Annotated in this window: 19 protein-coding genes and 1 tRNA gene; 2 read left to right on the top strand and 18 right to left on the bottom strand. The window is 57.7% G+C overall.

The window, feature by feature from the left end; genetic code table 11:
• The first annotated feature begins 40 nt into the window (after positions 1 to 40).
• On the top strand, positions 41 to 469 hold the full coding sequence (locus J8C06_RS09220; RefSeq protein WP_211428411.1) for a RidA family protein: 429 nt from the start codon (positions 41 to 43) through the stop codon (positions 467 to 469).
• Between the two features lie 15 nt (positions 470 to 484).
• Here J8C06_RS09220 and J8C06_RS09225 read toward each other — a convergent pair whose 3' ends face one another.
• The 3 genes from J8C06_RS09225 to J8C06_RS09235 all read right to left on the bottom strand — a co-directional run bounded on the left by J8C06_RS09225 (position 485) and on the right by J8C06_RS09235 (position 2,276).
• Positions 485 to 1,315 carry an aldo/keto reductase gene (locus J8C06_RS09225; RefSeq protein WP_211428412.1) on the bottom strand — a complete coding sequence of 277 codons (831 nt, stop codon included), beginning with the start codon at positions 1,313 to 1,315 and terminating at the stop codon, positions 485 to 487.
• 37 nt (positions 1,316 to 1,352) lie between these two features.
• Positions 1,353 to 1,428 (bottom strand) — tRNA-Ile (locus J8C06_RS09230).
• Positions 1,429 to 1,475: 47 nt separating this feature from the next.
• Positions 1,476 to 2,276, bottom strand: a complete 801-nt coding sequence (locus tag J8C06_RS09235) for a YIP1 family protein (RefSeq protein ID WP_211428413.1) — start codon at positions 2,274 to 2,276, stop codon at positions 1,476 to 1,478.
• A gap of 97 nt (positions 2,277 to 2,373) precedes the next feature.
• On the opposite strand from J8C06_RS09235, the gene J8C06_RS09240 reads away from it, so the two are divergent.
• The gene (locus J8C06_RS09240; protein WP_211428414.1) at positions 2,374 to 3,789 is read left to right on the top strand and encodes a cryptochrome/photolyase family protein; all 1,416 of its coding nucleotides are present in this window, start codon (positions 2,374 to 2,376) and stop codon (positions 3,787 to 3,789) included.
• 200 nt (positions 3,790 to 3,989) lie between these two features.
• Here the strand turns inward: J8C06_RS09240 and J8C06_RS09245 are convergent, their stop codons facing one another.
• From J8C06_RS09245 to bchD, 15 genes are all read right to left on the bottom strand, one after another.
• Complete coding sequence (locus tag J8C06_RS09245) at positions 3,990 to 4,481, bottom strand: hypothetical protein (protein WP_211428415.1); 492 nt, start codon at positions 4,479 to 4,481, stop codon at positions 3,990 to 3,992.
• 741 nt (positions 4,482 to 5,222) lie between these two features.
• Positions 5,223 to 7,724 carry a TonB-dependent receptor domain-containing protein gene (locus J8C06_RS09250; protein WP_211428416.1) on the bottom strand — a complete coding sequence of 834 codons (2,502 nt, stop codon included), beginning with the start codon at positions 7,722 to 7,724 and terminating at the stop codon, positions 5,223 to 5,225.
• A gap of 181 nt (positions 7,725 to 7,905) precedes the next feature.
• Positions 7,906 to 8,427, bottom strand: coding sequence for a ribosome recycling factor (gene frr, locus J8C06_RS09255; RefSeq protein WP_246602021.1), 522 nt, complete (start codon positions 8,425 to 8,427; stop codon positions 7,906 to 7,908).
• 161 nt (positions 8,428 to 8,588) lie between these two features.
• Complete coding sequence (gene pyrH / locus J8C06_RS09260; RefSeq protein WP_211428418.1) at positions 8,589 to 9,374, bottom strand: UMP kinase; 786 nt, start codon at positions 9,372 to 9,374, stop codon at positions 8,589 to 8,591.
• 144 nt (positions 9,375 to 9,518) lie between these two features.
• Positions 9,519 to 10,187 (bottom strand): translation elongation factor Ts, encoded by a 669-nt coding sequence (gene tsf, locus J8C06_RS09265; RefSeq protein ID WP_211428419.1) that lies wholly within the window; start codon positions 10,185 to 10,187, stop codon positions 9,519 to 9,521.
• Positions 10,188 to 10,246: 59 nt separating this feature from the next.
• Positions 10,247 to 11,086, bottom strand: coding sequence for a 30S ribosomal protein S2 (gene rpsB / locus J8C06_RS09270; RefSeq protein ID WP_455423695.1), 840 nt, complete (start codon positions 11,084 to 11,086; stop codon positions 10,247 to 10,249).
• A gap of 179 nt (positions 11,087 to 11,265) precedes the next feature.
• Positions 11,266 to 11,661: a 30S ribosomal protein S9 gene (rpsI, locus tag J8C06_RS09275; protein WP_455423696.1), complete on the bottom strand. Its 396-nt coding sequence runs from the start codon at positions 11,659 to 11,661 to the stop codon at positions 11,266 to 11,268.
• A gap of 118 nt (positions 11,662 to 11,779) precedes the next feature.
• The gene (rplM, locus tag J8C06_RS09280; RefSeq protein ID WP_211428420.1) at positions 11,780 to 12,358 is read right to left on the bottom strand and encodes a 50S ribosomal protein L13; all 579 of its coding nucleotides are present in this window, start codon (positions 12,356 to 12,358) and stop codon (positions 11,780 to 11,782) included.
• Positions 12,359 to 12,558: 200 nt separating this feature from the next.
• On the bottom strand, positions 12,559 to 13,605 hold the full coding sequence (locus J8C06_RS09285; RefSeq protein ID WP_211428421.1) for a TerC/Alx family metal homeostasis membrane protein: 1,047 nt from the start codon (positions 13,603 to 13,605) through the stop codon (positions 12,559 to 12,561).
• 15 nt (positions 13,606 to 13,620) lie between these two features.
• Positions 13,621 to 13,938 (bottom strand): preprotein translocase subunit YajC, encoded by a 318-nt coding sequence (yajC, locus tag J8C06_RS09290; protein ID WP_211428422.1) that lies wholly within the window; start codon positions 13,936 to 13,938, stop codon positions 13,621 to 13,623.
• A 2-nt stretch (positions 13,939 to 13,940) separates the two neighbouring features.
• The gene (gene tgt / locus J8C06_RS09295) at positions 13,941 to 15,077 is read right to left on the bottom strand and encodes a tRNA guanosine(34) transglycosylase Tgt (RefSeq protein ID WP_211428423.1); all 1,137 of its coding nucleotides are present in this window, start codon (positions 15,075 to 15,077) and stop codon (positions 13,941 to 13,943) included.
• Positions 15,074 to 15,868 carry an SDR family NAD(P)-dependent oxidoreductase gene (locus J8C06_RS09300; protein WP_211428424.1) on the bottom strand — a complete coding sequence of 265 codons (795 nt, stop codon included), beginning with the start codon at positions 15,866 to 15,868 and terminating at the stop codon, positions 15,074 to 15,076. Before J8C06_RS09300 ends, tgt begins: the two co-directional genes overlap by 4 nt.
• A 96-nt stretch (positions 15,869 to 15,964) precedes the next feature.
• Complete coding sequence (locus J8C06_RS09305) at positions 15,965 to 16,948, bottom strand: UDP-glucuronic acid decarboxylase family protein (protein ID WP_211428425.1); 984 nt, start codon at positions 16,946 to 16,948, stop codon at positions 15,965 to 15,967.
• A gap of 55 nt (positions 16,949 to 17,003) precedes the next feature.
• Positions 17,004 to 18,101, bottom strand: a complete 1,098-nt coding sequence (locus J8C06_RS09310) for a cyclic nucleotide-binding domain-containing protein (protein WP_211428426.1) — start codon at positions 18,099 to 18,101, stop codon at positions 17,004 to 17,006.
• Positions 18,102 to 18,196: 95 nt separating this feature from the next.
• Positions 18,197 to 20,071, bottom strand: coding sequence for a magnesium chelatase ATPase subunit D (gene bchD, locus J8C06_RS09315; protein WP_211428427.1), 1,875 nt, complete (start codon positions 20,069 to 20,071; stop codon positions 18,197 to 18,199).
• Between the last annotated feature and the right edge of the window lie 106 nt (positions 20,072 to 20,177).

Raw genomic sequence — 20,177 nt, forward strand, 5'->3', positions numbered from 1 at the left:
TACCCGCCAGACTAGCTAACAACCAGGAATCCGGTAAGCCATGCGCGAAGATACCATTATTGTGACCGACTTTGCCCGTCCGCGGGCGAACTATCCCCACGCCCGACGGGCGGGAGCGTTTCTCTTTGTTTCTGGCTTGTCGTCCCGCCGGGCGGACGACACGCTTGCCGGCGTGACCCGCACACCCGATGGGCAGGTCATCCGCGACATTGCCGAGCAGACGGAAGCCGTGATTGAAAATCTGCGAACTGTTTTGCGGGCGGCCGGCGCCGACCTTGACCATCTGGTGGATGTAACCGTCTTTCTGGTCAATATGGCCGACTACGCAGCCTTCAATGCCGTCTATGACCGCTATTTCAGCGCAACGACCGGGCCGACCCGGACGACGGTTGCCGTCCGCGAGTTACCACACCCGGACTTGTTGATTGAAATCAAAGCCGTCGCCCTGGTGGACTCCACCCCGGACTAAAGGGACTGGCATAGCTCAGGAAGTCAAATCCGAAACAAACCGCGCCAGCCAAGGTTGCCGGTGATGCTCCCGGACGGCCGCGCCAACCCGCTTCATCCAGCTTAGTTCCTCGTCTGACATTGGGCCTTGTTCAAGCGCCGTGAAAGCCGCTTCAAGTTCGGCTGCGTCTTTGGGGCCAGCCAGGCACACATCCACATGTGGGCTCGTAAGCACGAAGCGATAGCAGTCAGCCGCGCTGGGAGTTCGTTCACCTTTTGGCGTCAGCCGCGAGTCAAGCAGTGATCCCCACCGCGTTGCCGTATAGGCCGTCACGCCGACGCGCCGCTGACGCAGATGTGGGAAAACTTCGGCCTCAGCGCCGGGATGCGCCGCGTTGTACCGCACCATAATGGCGTCAAACGCCGGGTCGTCAATGAATGACTTGAACATCCGGCGCTCATGGCATGAGATCATGATGGCGCGGGCGCGCCCGGCGGCTTTGAGGCGCAAGGCCGCGTCGAGGATGCGGCGGGGCGGCACGGCATTCCACCAACCGAGCAGCAAAATGTCCGTGTAGTCGGTGTCGAGTTCCCGCAGCGCCGACTCCAGTGCCGGCTTCATCAGGAAGCCCACGCGCGTGTACGTCTGGACGACAACGACGAGGTTTTCCCGGTCGCGCGCCGCGAGCCGACGAATGGCCTTGCCAAAATCAGGGCGCTGGATGGACCCCCAGTAGAGGTAGTTGATGCCGCGTTCATAAGCGGCTTCAACTTCGCGCGCGCCAATGCCGTAGCTTGAACCAAGGCCGATCCGGCTCACCCGCAAACCGGTGTCGCCAAACGGCATTTTTTCAAAAGCCGACGCCATGGCTTGTGTTCGATACTGCAACCGACGGTGAGGTGCGTGGTGGGACTTGTAGGATTCGAACCTACAACCAACGGATTATGAGTCCGCTGCTCTAACCGTTGAGCTAAAGTCCCACGTGGGGAGTGCATCCTACCCTGTGCCGCACAGTGCGGCAAGTCATTCACTTTGCGCCGGTCACAAGGGCAAATATGACCGATCCGATGAGGCCGAGCAGCCACAACCCGGCCGGGATAATCACCATTTGCCGCGGGGTTTTCTTGTAAGCCACGGCGGCCAACCCAATCGCCATGAGCGCTATGAACCAGAGCGAAAACAAATCCACCCAGCTTACGGCTGCCAGGCACCAGGCCGGCAACGATTCGGGCAGAAGCGCCGCCGGGTTGCTGATGACGAAACTGCCACGCGCCTTGAGAATTTGCTCCACATCCGGTGGGCGGAGAAGCACGATGAGCAAGTTCAGGACATACTTGACGCTATCCGTGGCATAGGTCGCGTAAGCCGTCACCGAAAGCACCTGCACAAAGCTCGATTGTCCCCGCACCAGCAGCATGCCGAGGTAGTATAACCCGGCTAGCGTCAGCGTCGCCGCCACGCCGGCCACCACACCGACCACCGGAGCAAAGCGCTGGAGTCCGGCGCTAAAGGCAATGCCTTGCTCGAACTGACGCTGTTCGGCGTCGGACAGGTCGCTCCACCGCTTGCCTTGGTTTTCAAGCTGCCGCTCGATGGCGCGGCGGGCGACCTCCCTGGGATCAACCTTGACCCAAAAGGTGAAAAAGACCGAGAAGCCAACCGTCAAGATCGCCATGACCATCATGGGCGCCATAAAATCAGGTTTGTGACGCAGTGCTGCGAAGACCGCCCTTGGCGAGAAAAAGACATCGCCCAGGCGTTGCCAAACGGTTGATGACGAAACAGGGGCCGGGGCTTCGGAAGGCAAGCTTTCGTTGATGTCCTGCATGTGTAAAGACTTACTCCTGACAGGGTTGTGGTTCTCAAATCACGGCGCGGCACGGCAACCTAGGTCACTGTCGGCCGCCTTGACTTAGCAATCACCTATGACGAAACGCATCATTCATTGGTTTCGACGCGACCTGCGGCTTGACGATAACACGGCTCTGCTCACCGCTTACGCAACCGCTGAAGAAGTCGTTCCGGTTTTCATCGTTGATGATGCCATTTTGCGTCGCCCAGACACGGCGTCTAACCGAGTGGCCTTTCTTCTGGAAAGTCTGCACGACCTAGATGGCAACCTGCGGTCACGTGGGAGCCGGCTTGTCCTACGGCGCGGACAACCAGAGGAAGTGTTGGCCCAACTGGTTGCAGAAACCGGTGCCGCTGGGGTCTATTTCAACCGCGATGTTGAGCCGTTTGCGCTAGCGCGGGACGCGCGGGTGGCGACCCGCCTGGAAGGACAGTGTGCCGTCGTTAGTTTTGAGGACGGCGGGTTGACCGCACCGGACAGCGTCAAGACCAAGACCGGCACACCCTACACCGTTTTCACGCCGTACAAAAAAGCTGTCCTACCGCAGTCGGTAGCGCACCCACGTCCGGCCCCGACCCAGCTCAGAACACCGGCGGACGTACTTGGTGAGCCGTTGCCGACCCTGGCCGATCTTGGTTTTGCCACGGCGGCAACGCTCCCACCGGGTGGTGAAACGGCCGCGCAAGCGCGGCTATCTGATTTTATCCGAAACGGTTTGGAGCACTATGCTAGCGCGCGCGACCGGTTGGCTGAAGAGGGGACTTCTCGGCTATCGCCATACTTGCGGTTTGGATGTCTGTCCCCACGGCGTGCCTACTGGGCAGCCCGCGAAGCATTCTCCAACGGTTCGCCAGGCCTGGAGGGCTGGATTTCAGAACTGGTCTGGCGTGATTTTTATCGCCAGATTTTGTTCCACTTTCCCTATGTTGAAGGCGGGGCGTTCAAGCGTGCCTACGATGAACTGGCGTGGGAAAACCGTCCAGAGTGGTTTGAGTGCTGGTGTGAGGGAAAGACCGGCTTTCCGGTCGTGGATGCAGCCATGCGTCAACTGCTGACAACCGGCTGGATGCACAACCGCGCCCGGATGATCGTCGCCTCGTTTTTGACCAAAGACCTCTTGATTGACTGGCGGTGGGGTGAACGGCACTTCATGCAGCATCTGGTGGATGGCGATCTGGCAGCCAACAACGGTGGCTGGCAGTGGGCCGCTTCGACCGGAACGGATGCCCAGCCGTACTTCCGCATTTTCAACCCTATTGCGCAGGGAAAGAAGTTTGACCCGACCGGAGCGTATGTCCGGCGGTACGTCCCAGAACTGAGCGCCGTACCGGATCGGTGGATTCACGAGCCATTGCTCATGTCAACCGACCTGCAACGTGCCTTTCGCTGTATCATCGGCGTGGATTACCCATCTCCCGTGGTTGACCACGGTCACCAACGTATCAAGGCGCTCGCTATGTTTAGCCGCCTAACGACCAATCAACCCTAAGCTGTCCAACATAGGCTTTCTGATGTGCTTTCTACCTGTCTCAGGGCGGCGAATGCTTGTCGCTATTCACCGCCGTTCCTACGCATTTGAGTTCTGGCGAAGCCAGTCCCACCCCAAGGTGAAGCATTGTAGTCGCATATACTCTGAATCGAGTGGTTAAGGTGCTAAGTCATCTTCCTTCTCACTTATACATTTAGGGTTTACTCACTCCTTTGGAATTCAATCTTTTTGCCTGATCTCGCTTCAAGAACGGGAAGTGTAGTGCGCACAATATCTTTCCCAAGCTCAAACACAGCAACCTGCTCTTTATTTTCGTTATCTTTGTATCCTATTGTTAGGAAATGTTTCTTTTTCTTTGAAAAGAGTAAGAATAATCCTACCGGACTTATTAGTACTGCGGTTGCAATAGCTGCGCCGACTCTTCGGCCAACTTTTTGTCCATATTCGATATCAATTATTTGCTTGTAAGGAATTATGTATTTTCTATCTACATCGTTGAGCTTATATTCAAATATCAGGTTTTCCTCGTCACTTGTGTTTAGTGTTCCTTCTATGATATCTTTTACCCCAGGAAAATCTTTGTCTCTGGTAGTTCCCCCATGGTAAGCAGCTTTCTTACTACTTATACCGGCTATAGCTGGGATGTTTAGGATCAAACAGATCAATAGAGCAATTGAGATTGACTTTCTCATGTTCCGCCCCCTATCGGAATGTTGAAGGATTGCGATAACTTCTTATAATGGGTGCTTTTTTTAGCTTACAAGTGTTATTTTCCTGTACTTGGTAATTATTAGCATAGGAAAAATCGCTTCAAATTTGGTTTCAGTGTTTGAGTATCAATCATTTACAAACTTACCTAGAAGCTCCTGTAGTATGTCACTTTAGCATTAGTCCTATCTCAAGAATTTTCGCTCAATGCTCGCTGTTTGGGATCCCTTGATTGATTATGAATACCTGCTCTGTGGTGTTATTTGCATTGAGCATGCTTTTACATAGAATTTGGTTGCTTGTTTTCTTTTTTCTGAACTCAGGTCATATCCTTCTTGCCCAACCCTTGAGTGATTAGAAGCATTGGTGTCACTACCTTCAATCAATGCCTCAATCTCTGTTGCTCTTCTACAAGCCAGCCCCAATCGCGCCCCAAGTCGCGTTTCGTCTACAGTCGAGGCATGCAAGACAACCCAGAGAGGGACGCCCCCCAGGGGTTGAACCACAGAGGGAGCGCCACCGTTGTCTCATCCTCGGCAAAGCTGCCCAACTGCTCGGGAAGTCACCTCAGGGCAACAACGGATACATTGAATTTGCAACTGGTACCTACGAACTATACGAGCTATCTCGCTTAGGGTCAAGAGCCTCAATAGGTAGATGAAGCAAATGATCCTTTGTTCAAGGTGGCAAGGATGACTGCCACCTTCTCACTGCCTTGCTCACACTCAAAAATTGAGCCGAAATCCGGCCTGCACTAGGCGCGGTGGCCCGGGCAGAATGCCCCGAACCCGGTCGGCAATGTAGAGCCGATCCGTGAGGTTCTTAGCTGTAATGAAAAATGTCGTCCGCCACTGTTCAACCCGGTAATTGGCCGATGCGTTCCAGATCGTGTAGGCAGGAAGCGTCCCCAACTGCCCGTTGGCAAAAACCGCCGGGTTCACGGGCGAGTTGGGACGCAGGTTGAGATCGTCCCCAAACTGCTCGCCAACGTGGACGGCCTCTACCTGTACGTCAAAACCGCGCGCATGCGAATAACCAAACGCACCGGTAAACAGATGCCTGGGGGTGTAAGGAATCCGGTTGCCAGTCACAAGGACATTCGTGAAACCTGAAACACTGCTGAAGCGCCGTCCCTCGAAGCGCGCATCGCCGACAAAGGTATAGTTGAAGCGCGCAAAGACGTTGTGCGCTGACTTGAACAACACTCCACTATCCACACGCCCAAAAAGTTCGAGTCCTTGGTGCAAGGTCTTGCCGCCGTTGGTCAGCGTGGCGCCGACGCCGCCCGCCAGGCTGGCCGGAACGATCTGATTGGAAAAGTTCATGCGGAAGTAGGACGCATCCAGTCGGATGCCCTGCACCGGGACGCTGCGCACGCCGACCTCAGTGTTCCAGCTCAGTTCTGGGTCGAGGTCCACGACGCCGCCGGTGTTTGAAATGATGTCCTCGGTTCGCGGCGGAGCGAAGCCCCGGTGGATACCGGCAAACACGGTCGCCCGCTGCTTGATGTTGTAAGAAGCGCCGATGCCCGGCACGACTTGGGTCAAGACAATCTCCCCGCGTGCGCCAAGACCACCACTGGCCAGACGATTGGCCCGGACAAATGACACCCGCTCGACGCGCACGCCCGGCGTGATGGTCAAGTCGCCAAGCACAAAGCGATTCTGGATGTAGCCGGAAAAGGCGTCGTTGCCACGGAAGTTATTTTCGACCGTGACCCCGGTCCGCGCCGTCGGCGTGCTGCCATTGACCTGCCGCCGTTCCTGGTTCTCGCGGTGATAGCGGAATCCAGCGTCAAGCTCATTCCGCAGCCGCCCAAACCCAAAGGTCGCCCGAACCTGGGGCGTGACGCCAAAGGTGTAGTAGCTCCGCAGGCGACCTTCATTGCCACAGGTCGTCAACAGGTCCACCATCCCACGGCATCCGCCAACGCCGATGCGGTTCGGACGCTGCGCCGAATTGCTCGATTGCCGCCACCAGTCCCGGTCAAACGTTGCGCCATAGACGCTGGTGGTGAGCAAGACGTTGGAGTTGACCACAAAGCTATGGACGGCTGCCGCGCCAAAGCGCCTAAAATCGGTTGCGTCATTGCGGAAGGGGTTCTGCCGTGGGTTTGCCGCATATTCATCCGCGCGTAAGCCGGAATACGTCACCCGCGAGTTTTCATCGTAGTAGTTGGCTTTGAAGGTCAAGACGTGCCGGGTTCCAAAGGTCGAGACCGATTTGAAGTTGAAATCGTACAGCCCGCTCCGGGTGTTGTCGCGCGCACCCTCGCCTTGCTTGCGCATGAAGTCGAGCAAAAAGCCCGTGTTGCCGAGTTTCCAGCCGTAGGTGAAGATGCCGTTGAAATAATCTCGATTGCCGCCCACAAGCAGGAGTGAGCCGCTGGGAGTATCCGGTGGATTCGGCGTGATGTAGTTGATGACGCCACCGACTGTCACCGGGCCGTAGAGAATTTGTCCCGACCCTTTGAGAACCTCGATGCTTTCAAAGCGTTCAATCGGCGGATGGTAGTACGAGGCGTTGTCGCCATAGGGCGCAAACGCCAGTGGCAGACCATCCTCCAGTAGGAGCACTTTCGTGGAGCGGGTGGGGTTGAGACCGCGGATGCCAATGTTTGGTCGAAGGCCAAAACCTTCCTCGTCACGGACATGAACGCCGGGCAGCTTGCGCAGGGCTTCGTTGACGTTGAAGACACGACTGGTTTGAAGCGTCCGGTCATCGAGAATATCAACCGTTCCTGGCACGCGCGTCAGTGACTCGCTTGTGCCGATGATACTGTTGATGCCAACGATGATGTTTTCCGCCAGGGGTGCAATGTCAAGCAGGATAGTCAGGGGCGCAACCTCGGAGCCACTGACTTTGAGTGCCTTGGTCACCGTCTGGTACTGGTCGGCCGTGATGGTGATTTCATAGTCGCCTGGCGTCAGTTGTTCAAACTGAAAGCCGCCATCCGAGTTGGTTTGAACGGACTGGACAACCCCAGCCGTCAACCCACGCAGGCGCACGGTCGCACCGGCAATGGGCGCATCGGTGGTGGTGACAACCCGTCCGCTCACCATCGGGGCAGCACTCGTCTGGGCGAAGGCGGCCAGGTTAGCTCCGCCGAGAACAAAGCCAAGAAAAAACACGCCGCAAAGCCAACCAAGGCAAGCTGTCAATCGCAAAGAGCCATTGCCGGCTGCGGCAATGAACCGCCACTGGGCAAGGTAAAAACGCGCGTTCATACTGGTACATTCCTTATTGAAAGCCAAGTTGAGGCATCACGTCTGTGAGCTGCGCCGAGCGCATCCTGGCTTGAGTAACTAGGACTAATCCGTCTATATTCAATTTGACAATCATTTTCAACAAGGATTTACAAAAAACGCCAGCGCTCAGGCCGCTGGCGTCTTGCCGCCTGACAACACATCAGACACGCATCAGTTCTTCTTCTTTGGCCTTGGCGAGATCGTTGAGTTTTTGCGTGAAGGCGTCGGTGTGTTTCTGGATTTGATCAAGCACTGCCTTTTGCTCATCTTCCGAAACGAGCTTTTCTTTGAGTAACTTCTTGACATCCTCATTGGCATCACGGCGAATGTTGCGCAATCCCGTGCGATGCTCTTCGGCCGTGTCGCGGACAGTTCGGGCCAACTGCTTCCGCCGCTCTTCGGTAAGCGGAGGAATGGGAAGGCGGACGATCTTGCCATCATTGGATGGCGTGATGCCAAGGTCTGACGATTGAATCGCCCGTTCAATAGCGCCGAGCAAGGAAGTGTCCCACGGTTGAACGGTAATGAGCGCCGGTTCAGGAGCGCTGATCGTGGCCAACTGGTTGAGTGGCATCAGCGTGCCATAGGATTCAACCTGAATACCGTCCAGCAAGCTAACTGAAGCCCGCCCCGTCCGCAGCGCACTGAATCGGCGACGAGCATCTTCAAGCGTGGCTTCCATACGGTGAACGGTTTCTTTTAGTATCTCCTGAGTTGTCATCGGGTTCCTCGTTACAATCACAAGTTGTCGTCAGCTATGGGTTTTATCATGAGTGGCTGCCAGAGAAACCAACGTGAGGCAGGGCCGGTCAAGTCGGGTGAACACGCACTACCTAGACGCGCTCAAGACGCGCAGGCAATTGCCGAAGGCGGAGTGATGCTGACCAGCGTGCCGATTGGCTCCCCGGTTACCACGCGGTAGATATTGCCTTTGGTAAGCAGGTCAAAAACAATGATGGGCAGTCCATTGTCTTTGCACAGGGCAATGGCCGAGGCATCCATGACATTAAGCCCCTGCTCTAAGACCTGCTGATAGGTGACATGGGTATAGCGCCGGGCGCTGGCATCCTTCGTCGGGTCAGCCGTATAAACACCGTCCACCTTGGTGGCCTTGAGCAACACATCAGCCTTGATTTCGCAGGCGCGGAGCGCGGCCGTGCTGTCAGTGGTGAAAAACGGGCTACCCGTTCCCCCGGCGAAAATGACGACGCGCCCTTTTTCGAGATGCCGGACGGCGCGACGTGGAATAAACGGCTCGGCAACCTGGCGCATTTCAATAGCCGAGACGACGCGCGTAGCCAGGCCAAGCTGCTCGAGGGCGTTTTGCAGCGCCAGGCTGTTGATGACCGTCGCCAGCATGCCCATGTAATCAGCCGAGGCCCGATCCATGCCAGCAGCGCTAGCCTCCGCGCCGCGCACGATATTTCCACCGCCGACCACCAGCGCCAGCTCGATGCCAAGCTGATGCACATCGCGCACTTGTTCGGCAACTTCCTGCACCGTGACTGGGTCAATACCAAAGTCGCGCTTCCCCTCGAGGAACTCACCACTCAACTTGAGCAGAATACGCTTGTAAGCTGGCAATGGAGGCGTTGCCAATGGGCGTGGCGAGGCTGGCAAGATATCCATAAGTGCAACTGCTCCAAAATCCTGGCCGAAGGTCTCGACTTACCGATTGACCAGTTTTCACTGCGAGACGTTCACGCCGTGGTCCTTGACTCTGCAAACCGACCTTACAAAAAAAACGCCCCATTGGCATGGGGCGTTTGGTGTTCACTGCTTGGCCGTCATCGCCGCTACTTCACTGGCGAAATCATCGGTTTTCTTTTCGATGCCCTCGCCCATCTTGAAGCGAACGAACCGGCGAATACGAATGTTTTCACCCGTTTTAGCAATCAGTTGCTTGACCAGTTCCGCAATGGTCACGCTCTGATCTTTGACGAATGGCTGTTCGAGCAGGCAGGTCTCCGCGCGAAATTTGCTGATGCGACTCTCGATAATGTTTTCGATGATGTTGGCCGGTTTATTGGCTGTCTTTGGATCGGCGGCCACTTGCACACGCGCAATCTCGCGTTCTCTCGCAAGGATGTCCGCTGGGATTTCATCGGCTGAAATGTAATCAGCGTTGAGCGCGCAGATTTGAAGCGCGACATCTCGGACGAAATCCTTGAAATCATCGCTCCGGGCAACAAAGTCAGTCTCGCAGTTGACTTCGACCAGAACGCCAATCCGCCCGCCGGTATGAATGTAGGCCTCGACGAGACCTTCCGCCGCCACACGGGATTCTTTTTTGCCCGCGATGTGTTTATTGCGTTCACGCAGGATAGTGATGGCTTTTTCCTCATTTCCCTGCGCTTCTTCAAGGGCTTTTTTGCATTCCATCATGCCGGCTCCGGTCTTCTCCCGAAGGGCTTTGACTGCCGCTGCGCTCACATCCGCCATGAAAACTTCCCCTTAGAAAAGTGTATGTTAGATAAAGTGTACGTTGGCTAGCGCACGCCTTATGCTGGTACGGCTTCAACCGTGGCCGCCACCGGACCCGTCGCCGCTGGTGGCAGAGATTCACTCATCGCGCCTGCCCCAACAACTACACTGGCACCTGCGCCGAGGCTTGGATTGCTGACCTCAGCTTTACCGCCATCGCCTTTCTCGATACCCATCGTGCGCCCTTCAATCACTGCATCGGCAATCTTGGCACTGATCAGCCGCACCGAGCGAAGTGCATCGTCGTTGCCTGGAATGACGTAGTCAACCCCAAGCGGGGAGCAGTTGGTGTCCACCACCGCCACCACCGGAATACCAAGCCGGTTGGCTTCGGCAATCGCAATTTCTTCCTTCTTGGTGTCAATGATGAAAATGGCACTTGGGAGACGATTCATCGTGCGAATGCCAGAAAAGTTTCGCTCAAGCTTGGCAAACTCTTTCTCGCGCTGGAGCACCTCTTTCTTTGTCAGGGATTGATAACGCCCATCCGTGCGCATGGCTTCCAAGTCGCGCATGCGCTTCATCGAGCGCTGGATGGTCTGGAAGTTTGTGAGAAACCCACCTAGCCACCGTTGGTTGACATAAGGCATGCCGCAGCGGGTCGCTTCCTCGGCAATTGAGTCTTGGGCCTGGCGCTTCGTTCCGACAAACAGCACCGTTCCGCCTTCGGACGCAGTCTGCGTCACAAAGCGAACGGCGTCACGGAGCAAACGCTGGGTTTTCTGGAGGTCAATGATATAGATACCGTTGCGCTCCCCAAAGATGTATTCCTTCATCTTGGGGTTCCATCGCCGCACCTGGTGCCCAAAGTGAACACCAGCTTCGAGCAATTCCTTCATCGTTACTGCAACTGCCACTCGCTACCGCCTTTCTCATACAAGCCTGAGCCTGTGTGGTGGATGGTTGATGTACTCGCCGCGCGAGACGCAAACTGATTGGCGTATCAGCTTGGAACACACCCATCGCGCGGCAATGAAATAGCGATGCAGCCACGGTGGACAGCCATCGCCGCTTGCCACAGTCATTTCGCCGTGGCTTACCGTTTCGAGAACTGGAAGCGCTTGCGCGCGCCCTTCTGCCCGTACTTTTTGCGCTCTTTCATGCGTGGGTCGCGCGTCAGAAAACCGGCTTTTTTCAGTCGGCGACGCAACTCGACATTGAACTGAAGCAGCGCCCGCGCAATCCCGTGCCGAACCGCCCCGGCCTGACCAGAAACGCCACCACCCGAAACACTCACGAGAACGTCAAACTTGCCCAATGTCTCTGTTACTTGGAGCGGCTGGCGAATGATCATTCGCAGGGTTTCGTTGGGAAAGTAGCCTTCAAACGTGCGCTTGTTGATTGTGATATTGCCGTCGCCCGGACGCAGATAAACGCGCGCCGTGGCTGTTTTGCGACGACCTGTTCCATAGTACTGAATGAGCATCCCCACGCTTTACTTACCTCATCTTCAAATCGCAATCATTCGCGTTTGCGTCACACATCCGCGCTTACTCGCCTGCCCGTCCCGGTTGGGACGATTTGGCTGAGGCTTGAAGCCACCCCCGAAATTATGAAGCGCGAAGGGTGTCAAGCTTGAGCATTTCCGGTTGTTGCGCGCGGTGCGGGTGGTTCGGGCCAGCATAAATCCGAAGCTTTTTAGCCATTTGGCGTCCAAGCTTGGTCTTGGGCAACATGCCGACGATAGCATGTTGCAAAATTCGGTCAGGAAACCTAACGAGTAAGTCTTTCGCCTTGATTTCGCGTAGCCCCCCCGGATAGCCACTGTGCCGTCGGTAGAGCTTTTGGTCCCACTTGTTGCCACGAAACACCACTTTCTCGGCGTTGATGATGATAACGCCATCCCCCATATCCATGAACGTCGTGTAGCGTGGATGATGCTTGCCCATCAAAATTGGAGCAATCTGCGATGCCAGCCGTCCGACCGTCAGCCCAGTCGCGTCAACCAGGAACCACTTGCGGTCTGGTTCGGGCAGTGGACCCTTGGGAACGAAGGTTTGCCCGGTATAGGCCTTGTGCGCGCGCCGACGCACTGTAAAGCGCGGCTCAGCAGTGGCTTCGGTCGGCACCGCCGGCGTCGTTTCGGTTGGTTCGGTTGCAGTTGTCGGCTCAGAGGTTGGTTCACTCATGGCAAATCAAATAGTCTCCTCAACGGCACATCAGTCCCCGCCGCTTTCCGACGTATGGACTAGCACTCCAAGAGGTCAAAAACTTACACCCAAAGCCCCTTGAAGTCGGAAGCAAAGCGAACGGATAGACTACGGAACCGCGCGCTAGGCTGTCAAGGGTTTGAACTTCAGGTTGTAGGCTTCAAACGGGGAAAACCACCTCACTTGGAGATTTCACTGCCGACCTGCCCGGGCCTGACAAAGAGCGATGCCCCAACGCCCAGCGCCAGGAGTCCCAGGACCACGCCTAGGCTCACGAGCGGTGGCAAATGAAACCAGTCAAAAGCCAGGGCCAACATTTTGACGCCGATGAAAGCAAGAATGATGAACACTGCCTTGTCGAGGTGAATGAGCATGCGTTTTGCCGCGGCCACGAGAAAGTACATCGAGCGCAAGCCCAGCACGGCAAAGATGTTGCTGGTATAAACCAGAAACGGGTCCTGCGTGACGGCAAAAATGGCCGGAACGCTGTCAAAGGCAAACATGATGTCGGAGGCTTCAATCACCAGGAGGCACAAAAAAGCCGGTGTCAACGCATGCCGATGGTTGCCCTGACCATCCACGACCTTGGTGAGAAAGCGCCCGCGGTCAAGCTGGGTGGCGATCCGATTGGGGAAGAATTGGCGCAGGAAGAAAACTGCCCAGTGATTCGTGTAATCCGGGGCTTCCTCGGTCGTTCCCCGGTGACCTGCCCGAAAGAGCGCATAGACCGACCAGAGGATAACCAGACCAAAGAGGAAAAAGATGACGCGCTGAGGTTCAATCGGCAACCCAAACACGGTCAGTGTGCCTAGCGCGCCGGCCCCGAAAAGCAGCCCAACGCCCAGACCAATGAAAAGCGCCCGGAATAGCAGCGCGCCGATGATGCCCCAGTACAGAATGCGATGGTGTAGGTACTCTGGGATCGCAAAGGCTGAAAAAATCGCCATGAAGACAAAAAGGTTGTCCACGGCAAGGGATTTCTCCAGCGCGTAAGCCGTGATGAACAGCACCGCGTCGTCGTTCCCACGGGTAACCGCCACATACCCAGCAAATCCCAGCGAGACCGCAACCCAAATCACCGACCAGACCGCGGCTTTGGTCATCGAAACCGGTCGGTCACCTTGCCCAGAAGCCAGGTCAATCCAGAGAAAGACAATGACGAGGGTGATGAAGACGAGGAAATGGACTGAAGGGAACGTTCCAGAGAGCGCGAGGCACGGCAGCATAGGGTTCGGTCTTTCTCAGTTTTCGCCTTCTTTGCGTGGCTGCTCCCGGAGACCAATGATGGCGTTTTTCGAGAACTCGATTTTGACCGATGGCGCAACGAGCAGGTGGATGGTGCTTTCTTTCTGATTGATGCCGGAGACCGTCCCGTAAATGCCCCCTTCGGTAATGACCCGGTCACCGTTCTTCAGGTTGTTGCGCATATGTTCGAGTTCTTTTTGGCGCTTGCGCTGCGGGGCAATGACCAGAAAGTAAAAAATAGCCACCATGGCCAGGATTGGGACAAGCTGAATGAGAAAGCCTCCGCCGCCACCCTGTGCCAAAACGATATTCATGCTCAAATAGACTCCTCTGATGAAAGCTGCCGATGGCGAAACTCGGTCACGAAGCGACCGAAAGCGCCCTGCTCCAGAGCGTGCCGAATCCGCTGCATCAGGTCAAGATAGTGGTGAAGGTTGTGGTAGGTTGCCAAGACCGAGGCAAGGATTTCTCCCGCGCGCATCAAATGCGCCAGATAGGCCCGCGAGTAGCGGCGGCAGACAAAACACGCACATTCGGCGTCAAGCGGCTGCTCATCCTGGATGTAGCGCGCATTGCGCAGGTTGAGCCGTCCGGTCGTGGTGAAGACCGTCCCGTTGCGGGCGTGGCGCGTCGGCATCACACAGTCAAACATATCCACGCCACGGGCAACGGATTCGACCAAGTCGGCCGGCGTTCCAACGCCCATCAAATAACGCGGCTTGTCGGCCGGCAGCCGGGGAGCGATGAAGGCCGTCGTGTCATACATGTGGCGCTTCTCCTCGCCGACGCTCAGACCACCAATCGCGTAGCCTTCAAAGCCAATGTCCAGCAGGCCTTCCAGGGAGCGCGCGCGCAAGTCGGCGTGGATACCGCCCTGCACAATGCCAAAGAGTGATTGCCGGTCACGGTCGGCATGGGCGTCAAAGTACGCCCGACAGCGACGCGCCCAACGTTCGGTCAGCTCAAGCGAGATGCGCACCTGGTCATGGGTCGCCGGATAGGGTGGGCATTCGTCAAATGCCATGACGATGTCCGAGCCAAGGGCGATTTGAACCTCCATCGAGACTTCGGGCGACAGGAAAAGCTTGGTTCCGTCGAGATGCGACCGAAAAGCAACGCCTTCCTCACTGACGGTACGGAGTTCACCAAGCGAAAAGACCTGGTAGCCGCCGCTGTCGGTGAGGATCGAGCGCGGCCATCCCATGAAGCGGTGTAGCCCACCCAAGTCACGGATTACCGCCTGACCGGGGCGCAGGAATAAATGGTAGGTGTTGGCCAGGATGATGCGTGCGTCCAGCGCTTCGAGCATCTCCTGCGTGAGCGCCTTGACCGTTGCCGCCGTGCCAACCGGCATGAAGACCGGTGTCTCGATGACACTGCGCGTCGTGATGAGCCGGCCGCGCCGAGCTTCCGTGGTGGGGTCTCGGACGCTCACTTCAAAGCGTAAGCTCATCGCGCTTTCATGATGTTGCCCGCGATGCGAGCCGCCATGTCCCGTGACACAAATCGCGTTGCCTGAGACAACAGGCTGTTGGTGAAGCCGGAAACGACCGAACTGCTGCGCCGCCGAATGCCGGCAAAGGCGGCTTCGACGACCTCTTCCGGCGTCTGAGCGCGGCGGAGCATGTCGCGGGCCGTGCCTTCCGCCATCTTGGCCGTATCAAAAAACTCCGTGGCCGTTGCGCCAGGGCACAGCGCCATGACCAAAACGCCTTTCTCGCGGCACTCCTCGTGCAGCGCTTCAGAAAAGCTCAGAACGTAGGCTTTCGTAGCCGCGTAAGCGCCGAGGTACGGAACCGCCTGGAAAGCCGCCGTGGATGCCACGTTGATGACCACGCCCTGCCGCCGCGCCAGCATGCCCGGCAGATACCGATGGGTGAGTTCGGTCAAGGTCACAATGTTGAGCTGGAGCATGTCCAGGTTGCGCTTGAGGTCGGTTTCGACAAAGCGTCCCCCGATGCCAAAGCCGGCGTTATTGATCAGTCCGTCCACCCGGACTTCAAGCCGTTCGGTTTCCTCAAACACGTCGGCCGCAGCTTCCGGCAGGCTCAGGTCCTTGGCCAGAACATCCACGGTCACGCCATACTGCTTCGCCAACTCAGCCGCCAGGCGGCGGAGGTTATCCTCCCGGCGCGCAACCAACACCAAATTGGCCTTTTCCCGCGCGAAGCGCCGGGCAAAGGCTTCGCCAATGCCAACCGACGCTCCGGTGATCAGTACTGTTTTCCCCGTCCACGTTTCCATGCCTGGGTCTTCCTCGCCATTACCAAACCATTTCAATCAACAAGGCTTCAGTCATTTGCCTAGATAGACTGGGTATGCCTGCACCGGGGCGGCTTGTCAAAGGGAACTGCCTGGTAGCGGGGATGACGCCGCGCCGGACGCGGCTTGGGCAAGTGCCGCGCGAAAATAAGCAATGGTCTTCTCAAGCCCAACGTCGAGTGGCACGGCAGGCGACCAGGCCAAGCGCTTGCCGGCCAGCGTAATGTCAGGTCGGCGGCGCTGTGGATCGTTTTCCGGCAATGGTCGGTGGACGATGGACGATGCCGAATTGGTCATCGCCAGCACTTTGTGCGCCAACTCCACGACCGTAAATTCACTAGGATTGCCAAGATTGACGGGGCCGATGAAGTCGTCGGCGCGCATCATGCGGACCATGCCGTCCACTAGGTCATCCACATAGCAGAACGAGCGGGTTTGTGAGCCGTCGCCGTAAATCGTCAGCGGTTGTTCCCGCAGCGCCTGGCAGATGAAGTTGCTCACGACGCGCCCATCGTTTTCGAGCATATTGGGGCCGTAGGTGTTGAAAATCCGAACGATGCGCACGTCCACATGGTGCTGACGATGGTAGTCCATGGTCAGGGTTTCGGCCACCCGCTTGCCTTCGTCATAGCAACTGCGTGGGCCGATGGGATTGACGTTGCCCCAGTAATCCTCCCGTTGGGGATGGACGAGCGGATCGCCATAGACTTCGGACGTCGAAGCCAGCAGAAAGCGCGCGCCGACACGCTTGGCGAGACCAAGCATGTTGAGCGTTCCAAGCACGCTGGTTTTGACGGTTTGAATGGCATTCGCCTGGTAATGAACCGGCGACGCCGGGCAAGCCAGGTGGTAAATCTGGGTAACTTCGAGCCGGACCGGTTCAATCACATCGTGGCGCACCAGCTCGAAGCGCGGATGTTCGAGAAACGGCCGGACGTTGGCGCGCCGTCCGGTGTAGAAGTTATCCAGACAAATGACTTCGTGGCCATCGGCCAGAAGCCGCTTACAGAGATGCGTGCCGATGAATCCGGCCCCGCCGGTAACGAGAATACGATCAGTCATAGGGTTGTTGCCGTGGCGGCGTCAATGTCATTCACAGCTTTCGTGCGGGATTTGGCTACATGTCAAGCTCGAGCAAGGGGTCCTGGCCGGGTTCTGAAATGTTGGTCAGCGCTTTGGCGTCCTGTTGTTGCGCCGTGATCTGCATGGTTTCCAAGAGTGTATTGAGAATCGAAAGCGTGGTGTAGTGCGATGCCGGTACGGTGTCGAGCAGCTCGCGGACGGTTGGCTCCGCCGCGTGCAGGCGATACCAGATGTCATAGGCTATGGGCAGCAGTTGTTCCTCGCCATCCCAGCGTAGGTCGTCGCCCAGTGGACGGTAGGTTTGGTTGGCCGGAAATCGGCGCCGCAGCGCCCCGACTTCATCCTGCATGCGGACAGCTTCCATTAGCATCGTCATGCCGGGCAGGAGAATGTCGCAGCTTGCGCCTTCACTGACTTCGCGCTCACCGCCCTTGAACTCAAAAACACCTTCCGTCGGGGGCGGCTGAAAGAGTTGAAAGAACGCTTCGCTCCCGGTGAGATGACCCATGACCGAGCGGCAGAGGTGGCCGCTATCGAAGAAAATTTCAGCCAAGGTTATGCCCAGTGGATCGTCAACGCGAAGCGTGCCGGTCATGCCGGAGCCGATGATGGTCTGAATCACCGTGGGCAAGTCAAAGAACTGAAGGTTGCCGCTGAGCTGGCGTTGGCGTTCCTTGCGCATGTTGCGCACGGTGGATTCAAGCCGCTGCGCAAAAGTGAAGCACAGGCGAAGCGCAAGATCCGGGAAGCCGGCCACGACGCTGTGAAAGTTCTCACTGGAGATGCGAAACACCTCGCCGCCACCGGGGAGGCGGGCCGCCGAAGCGCGGGTGGACTTGGTGAACATGGCGACTTCGCCCAGCACATCTCCGGCGGCAATGTAGGCAACCGGGGTTAGCTCTTTCGCGCCTTCGGCCACGGGACGGCGAATTTCAACGACGCCTGACTTGATGACATAGAGGTAGTTGGCCGGATCGCCAATGTGAAACAGATCATCGCCAGGCTCAAAGTTCAGGACTTCTCCACGGAGGAAAAGCGCCTGCAAGGTCAGGTCAGAGAGCGACGAAAACAGTTCGCATTCGCGCAAGAAGGCAAAGGCCAAGGTCGTCGGGCGAGGGTCTGGCGAGGACATAGCGCTTCACAGCCAAGAAGCAAGCAAAGTTCCTGTGAGCTGTATTGTGCACAAGGTCGCCCGTTGCGGATAGGGGAATGCCGGGGATGTTCCCCTCACGCCCGACGCAGCTCGTGCTTGACGGCATCCGCGACCCCGGCGGATGACAACCGGGGCAAGTAAATGTAGCTGCCGCCGAATAACTCGGCCAGTTGCCTGGCTTCGCCGCGTGAAACAAAGCGGTTCTGCGTATCAAACACCACCATGCGGATGCCACCGGCGACATAGAGGCGCGCCAAATCCTCCGTTTCACGCCGAATGAGGTCTGTTCGGGACAGGTTGGCTTCTGCTGGTTCGGGGGGGCGCGCCGGCACGTTGCCGCGACCGTCGCCGATGACGACCACCAGGGCTTCAGCATAAGCTCCGGCCCGCCGCACCTCTTCGATGAGCGCATGGGCCCGGCGCAGGGCATCGTTGAGCGGGGTCGCCCCGCCGGTTGGCAGGGTTTCGAGTTGGCGCTTGGCGGATTCGACGCTCTGGGTCGGCGCCAGCAACACCCGGCTTTCGTCGCCATAACACCCGATCAGAGCAACTTTGTCGCGGTTGACATAGGATTGACGCAGCAACTCAACCACTGCGCCTTTGGCTTGTCCCATGCGGTTGGCCGCCATGCTGCCCGAAGCGTCCACAATGAAAACAATGAGTGCACCGGTGCGTTGGCGTAACTTCTTGAGCCGAACGTCGTCCTTTTTTAGCAGCACGCGCTCGACCGCTTGCCCGGCCGCCAGCGCCTGTTGGCGACGGGCCGGTTGGTGTGGGGCGGCCTGGCGCAACGTGGCTTCAATGGCGACACGCCCGCGCGTGGGTTCACCGGGGACGGAGCGAACATGCCGCCCAGACTGGAAGTTGTCCCGCTCGGAACGCTTCCCGTAGCGGCCCAGGCGAACCTTTTTGGCAAACAGATCAAAGTCGGCGTCGAGCGTGGCTTCCTCGGCATCAAACACCAGCGCTAGGTCTTCGAGGTCTTCGAGGGGCGGTGGCTCGGCGCTATCGTCGGATTCATCCGAAGGCGGCGGCGGGGGTGGCGGCGGTGGCTCAGGCTCGCTTTCCGGGCGCTGGGTCGCCCGTGGGAGAAGAATGAAGAACTCGGCCGTTCGGCAATCATCCTCGTTGACGGTTGCCCGTCCTTCAAGCGCAGCGTTTGCCCTGGCCGCCAGCGTGGCAAAGTATTCCGCTCGTTGCCCAACGGTCCCAAGCGCGGCGGCGCGGGCGCACAGCCAGTGGAGGGTGTCGTCAGAAAGGGCAATTTGGGGTAAGCGGTGACGCGCTTCGGCCAACAGACGCTGGAGGGCCGCCGTTTCATCGGCGTAGAGCGCCTGGAGCGCCTCCGGGTCGCGCTCGAAAGCGGCTACGGTTTCAATGACTTGCTGACGGGTTTCGAGGTCGGGCTGGCGCGGCGCGGCGACAATCAGCCCCAACCGGTCGAGGATGTGCCAGCGCACCCCGCCATCAGAGGGATTGAAGGCCGCAATCAGGCTGAAATCAGCCGGCGACACTAGGGAAACGCCTTCGCGTTCGACGCGCAACTGCCCGTTGTCCAGGCACGTGAGCAGCGCGTTCTCAACTTGAGTGGGAAGCAAGTTCAGGTTATCGGCAAAGACATATCCGCCGTGAGCCTCGGCCAGGACGCCTGGGGCGAAGCGGCGCCGGCCGCCGGCCAGGGTCGCTTCGAGGTCGAGTCCGCCAAAGAGTCGGTCTTCGCCAATGTTGCCGGGCAAAACGATAAAGGGCGGGCGGCGGCCATCCACCTCCGGGACGATCTGCGCAAAACTGCGAACGAGGACCGATTTGGCGCTTCCCGTTGGAGCGGCAAAGGCAACGCCACGCAGCCGTGGCTCGATGGCAAGGAGCAAGAGCGCGCGTTTGACCGGAGCATGGCCGACGACGGCGACAAATGGGAGATTGACAGGTCGGTTGAACGTTTCAGGCATGGAATGAACAACCAAGTGAGCAAGTATCGAGTCAAGGCAAGGCTAGGTCAGGCGATGGGCGACGACAGCTCCACTGGATAAAGACGCTGGCACGCCAGGCAGGGGT

Origin of the sequence: Chloracidobacterium validum (assembly GCF_018304825.1) — a bacterium.
Taxonomy (GTDB): domain Bacteria; phylum Acidobacteriota; class Blastocatellia; order Chloracidobacteriales; family Chloracidobacteriaceae; genus Chloracidobacterium; species Chloracidobacterium validum.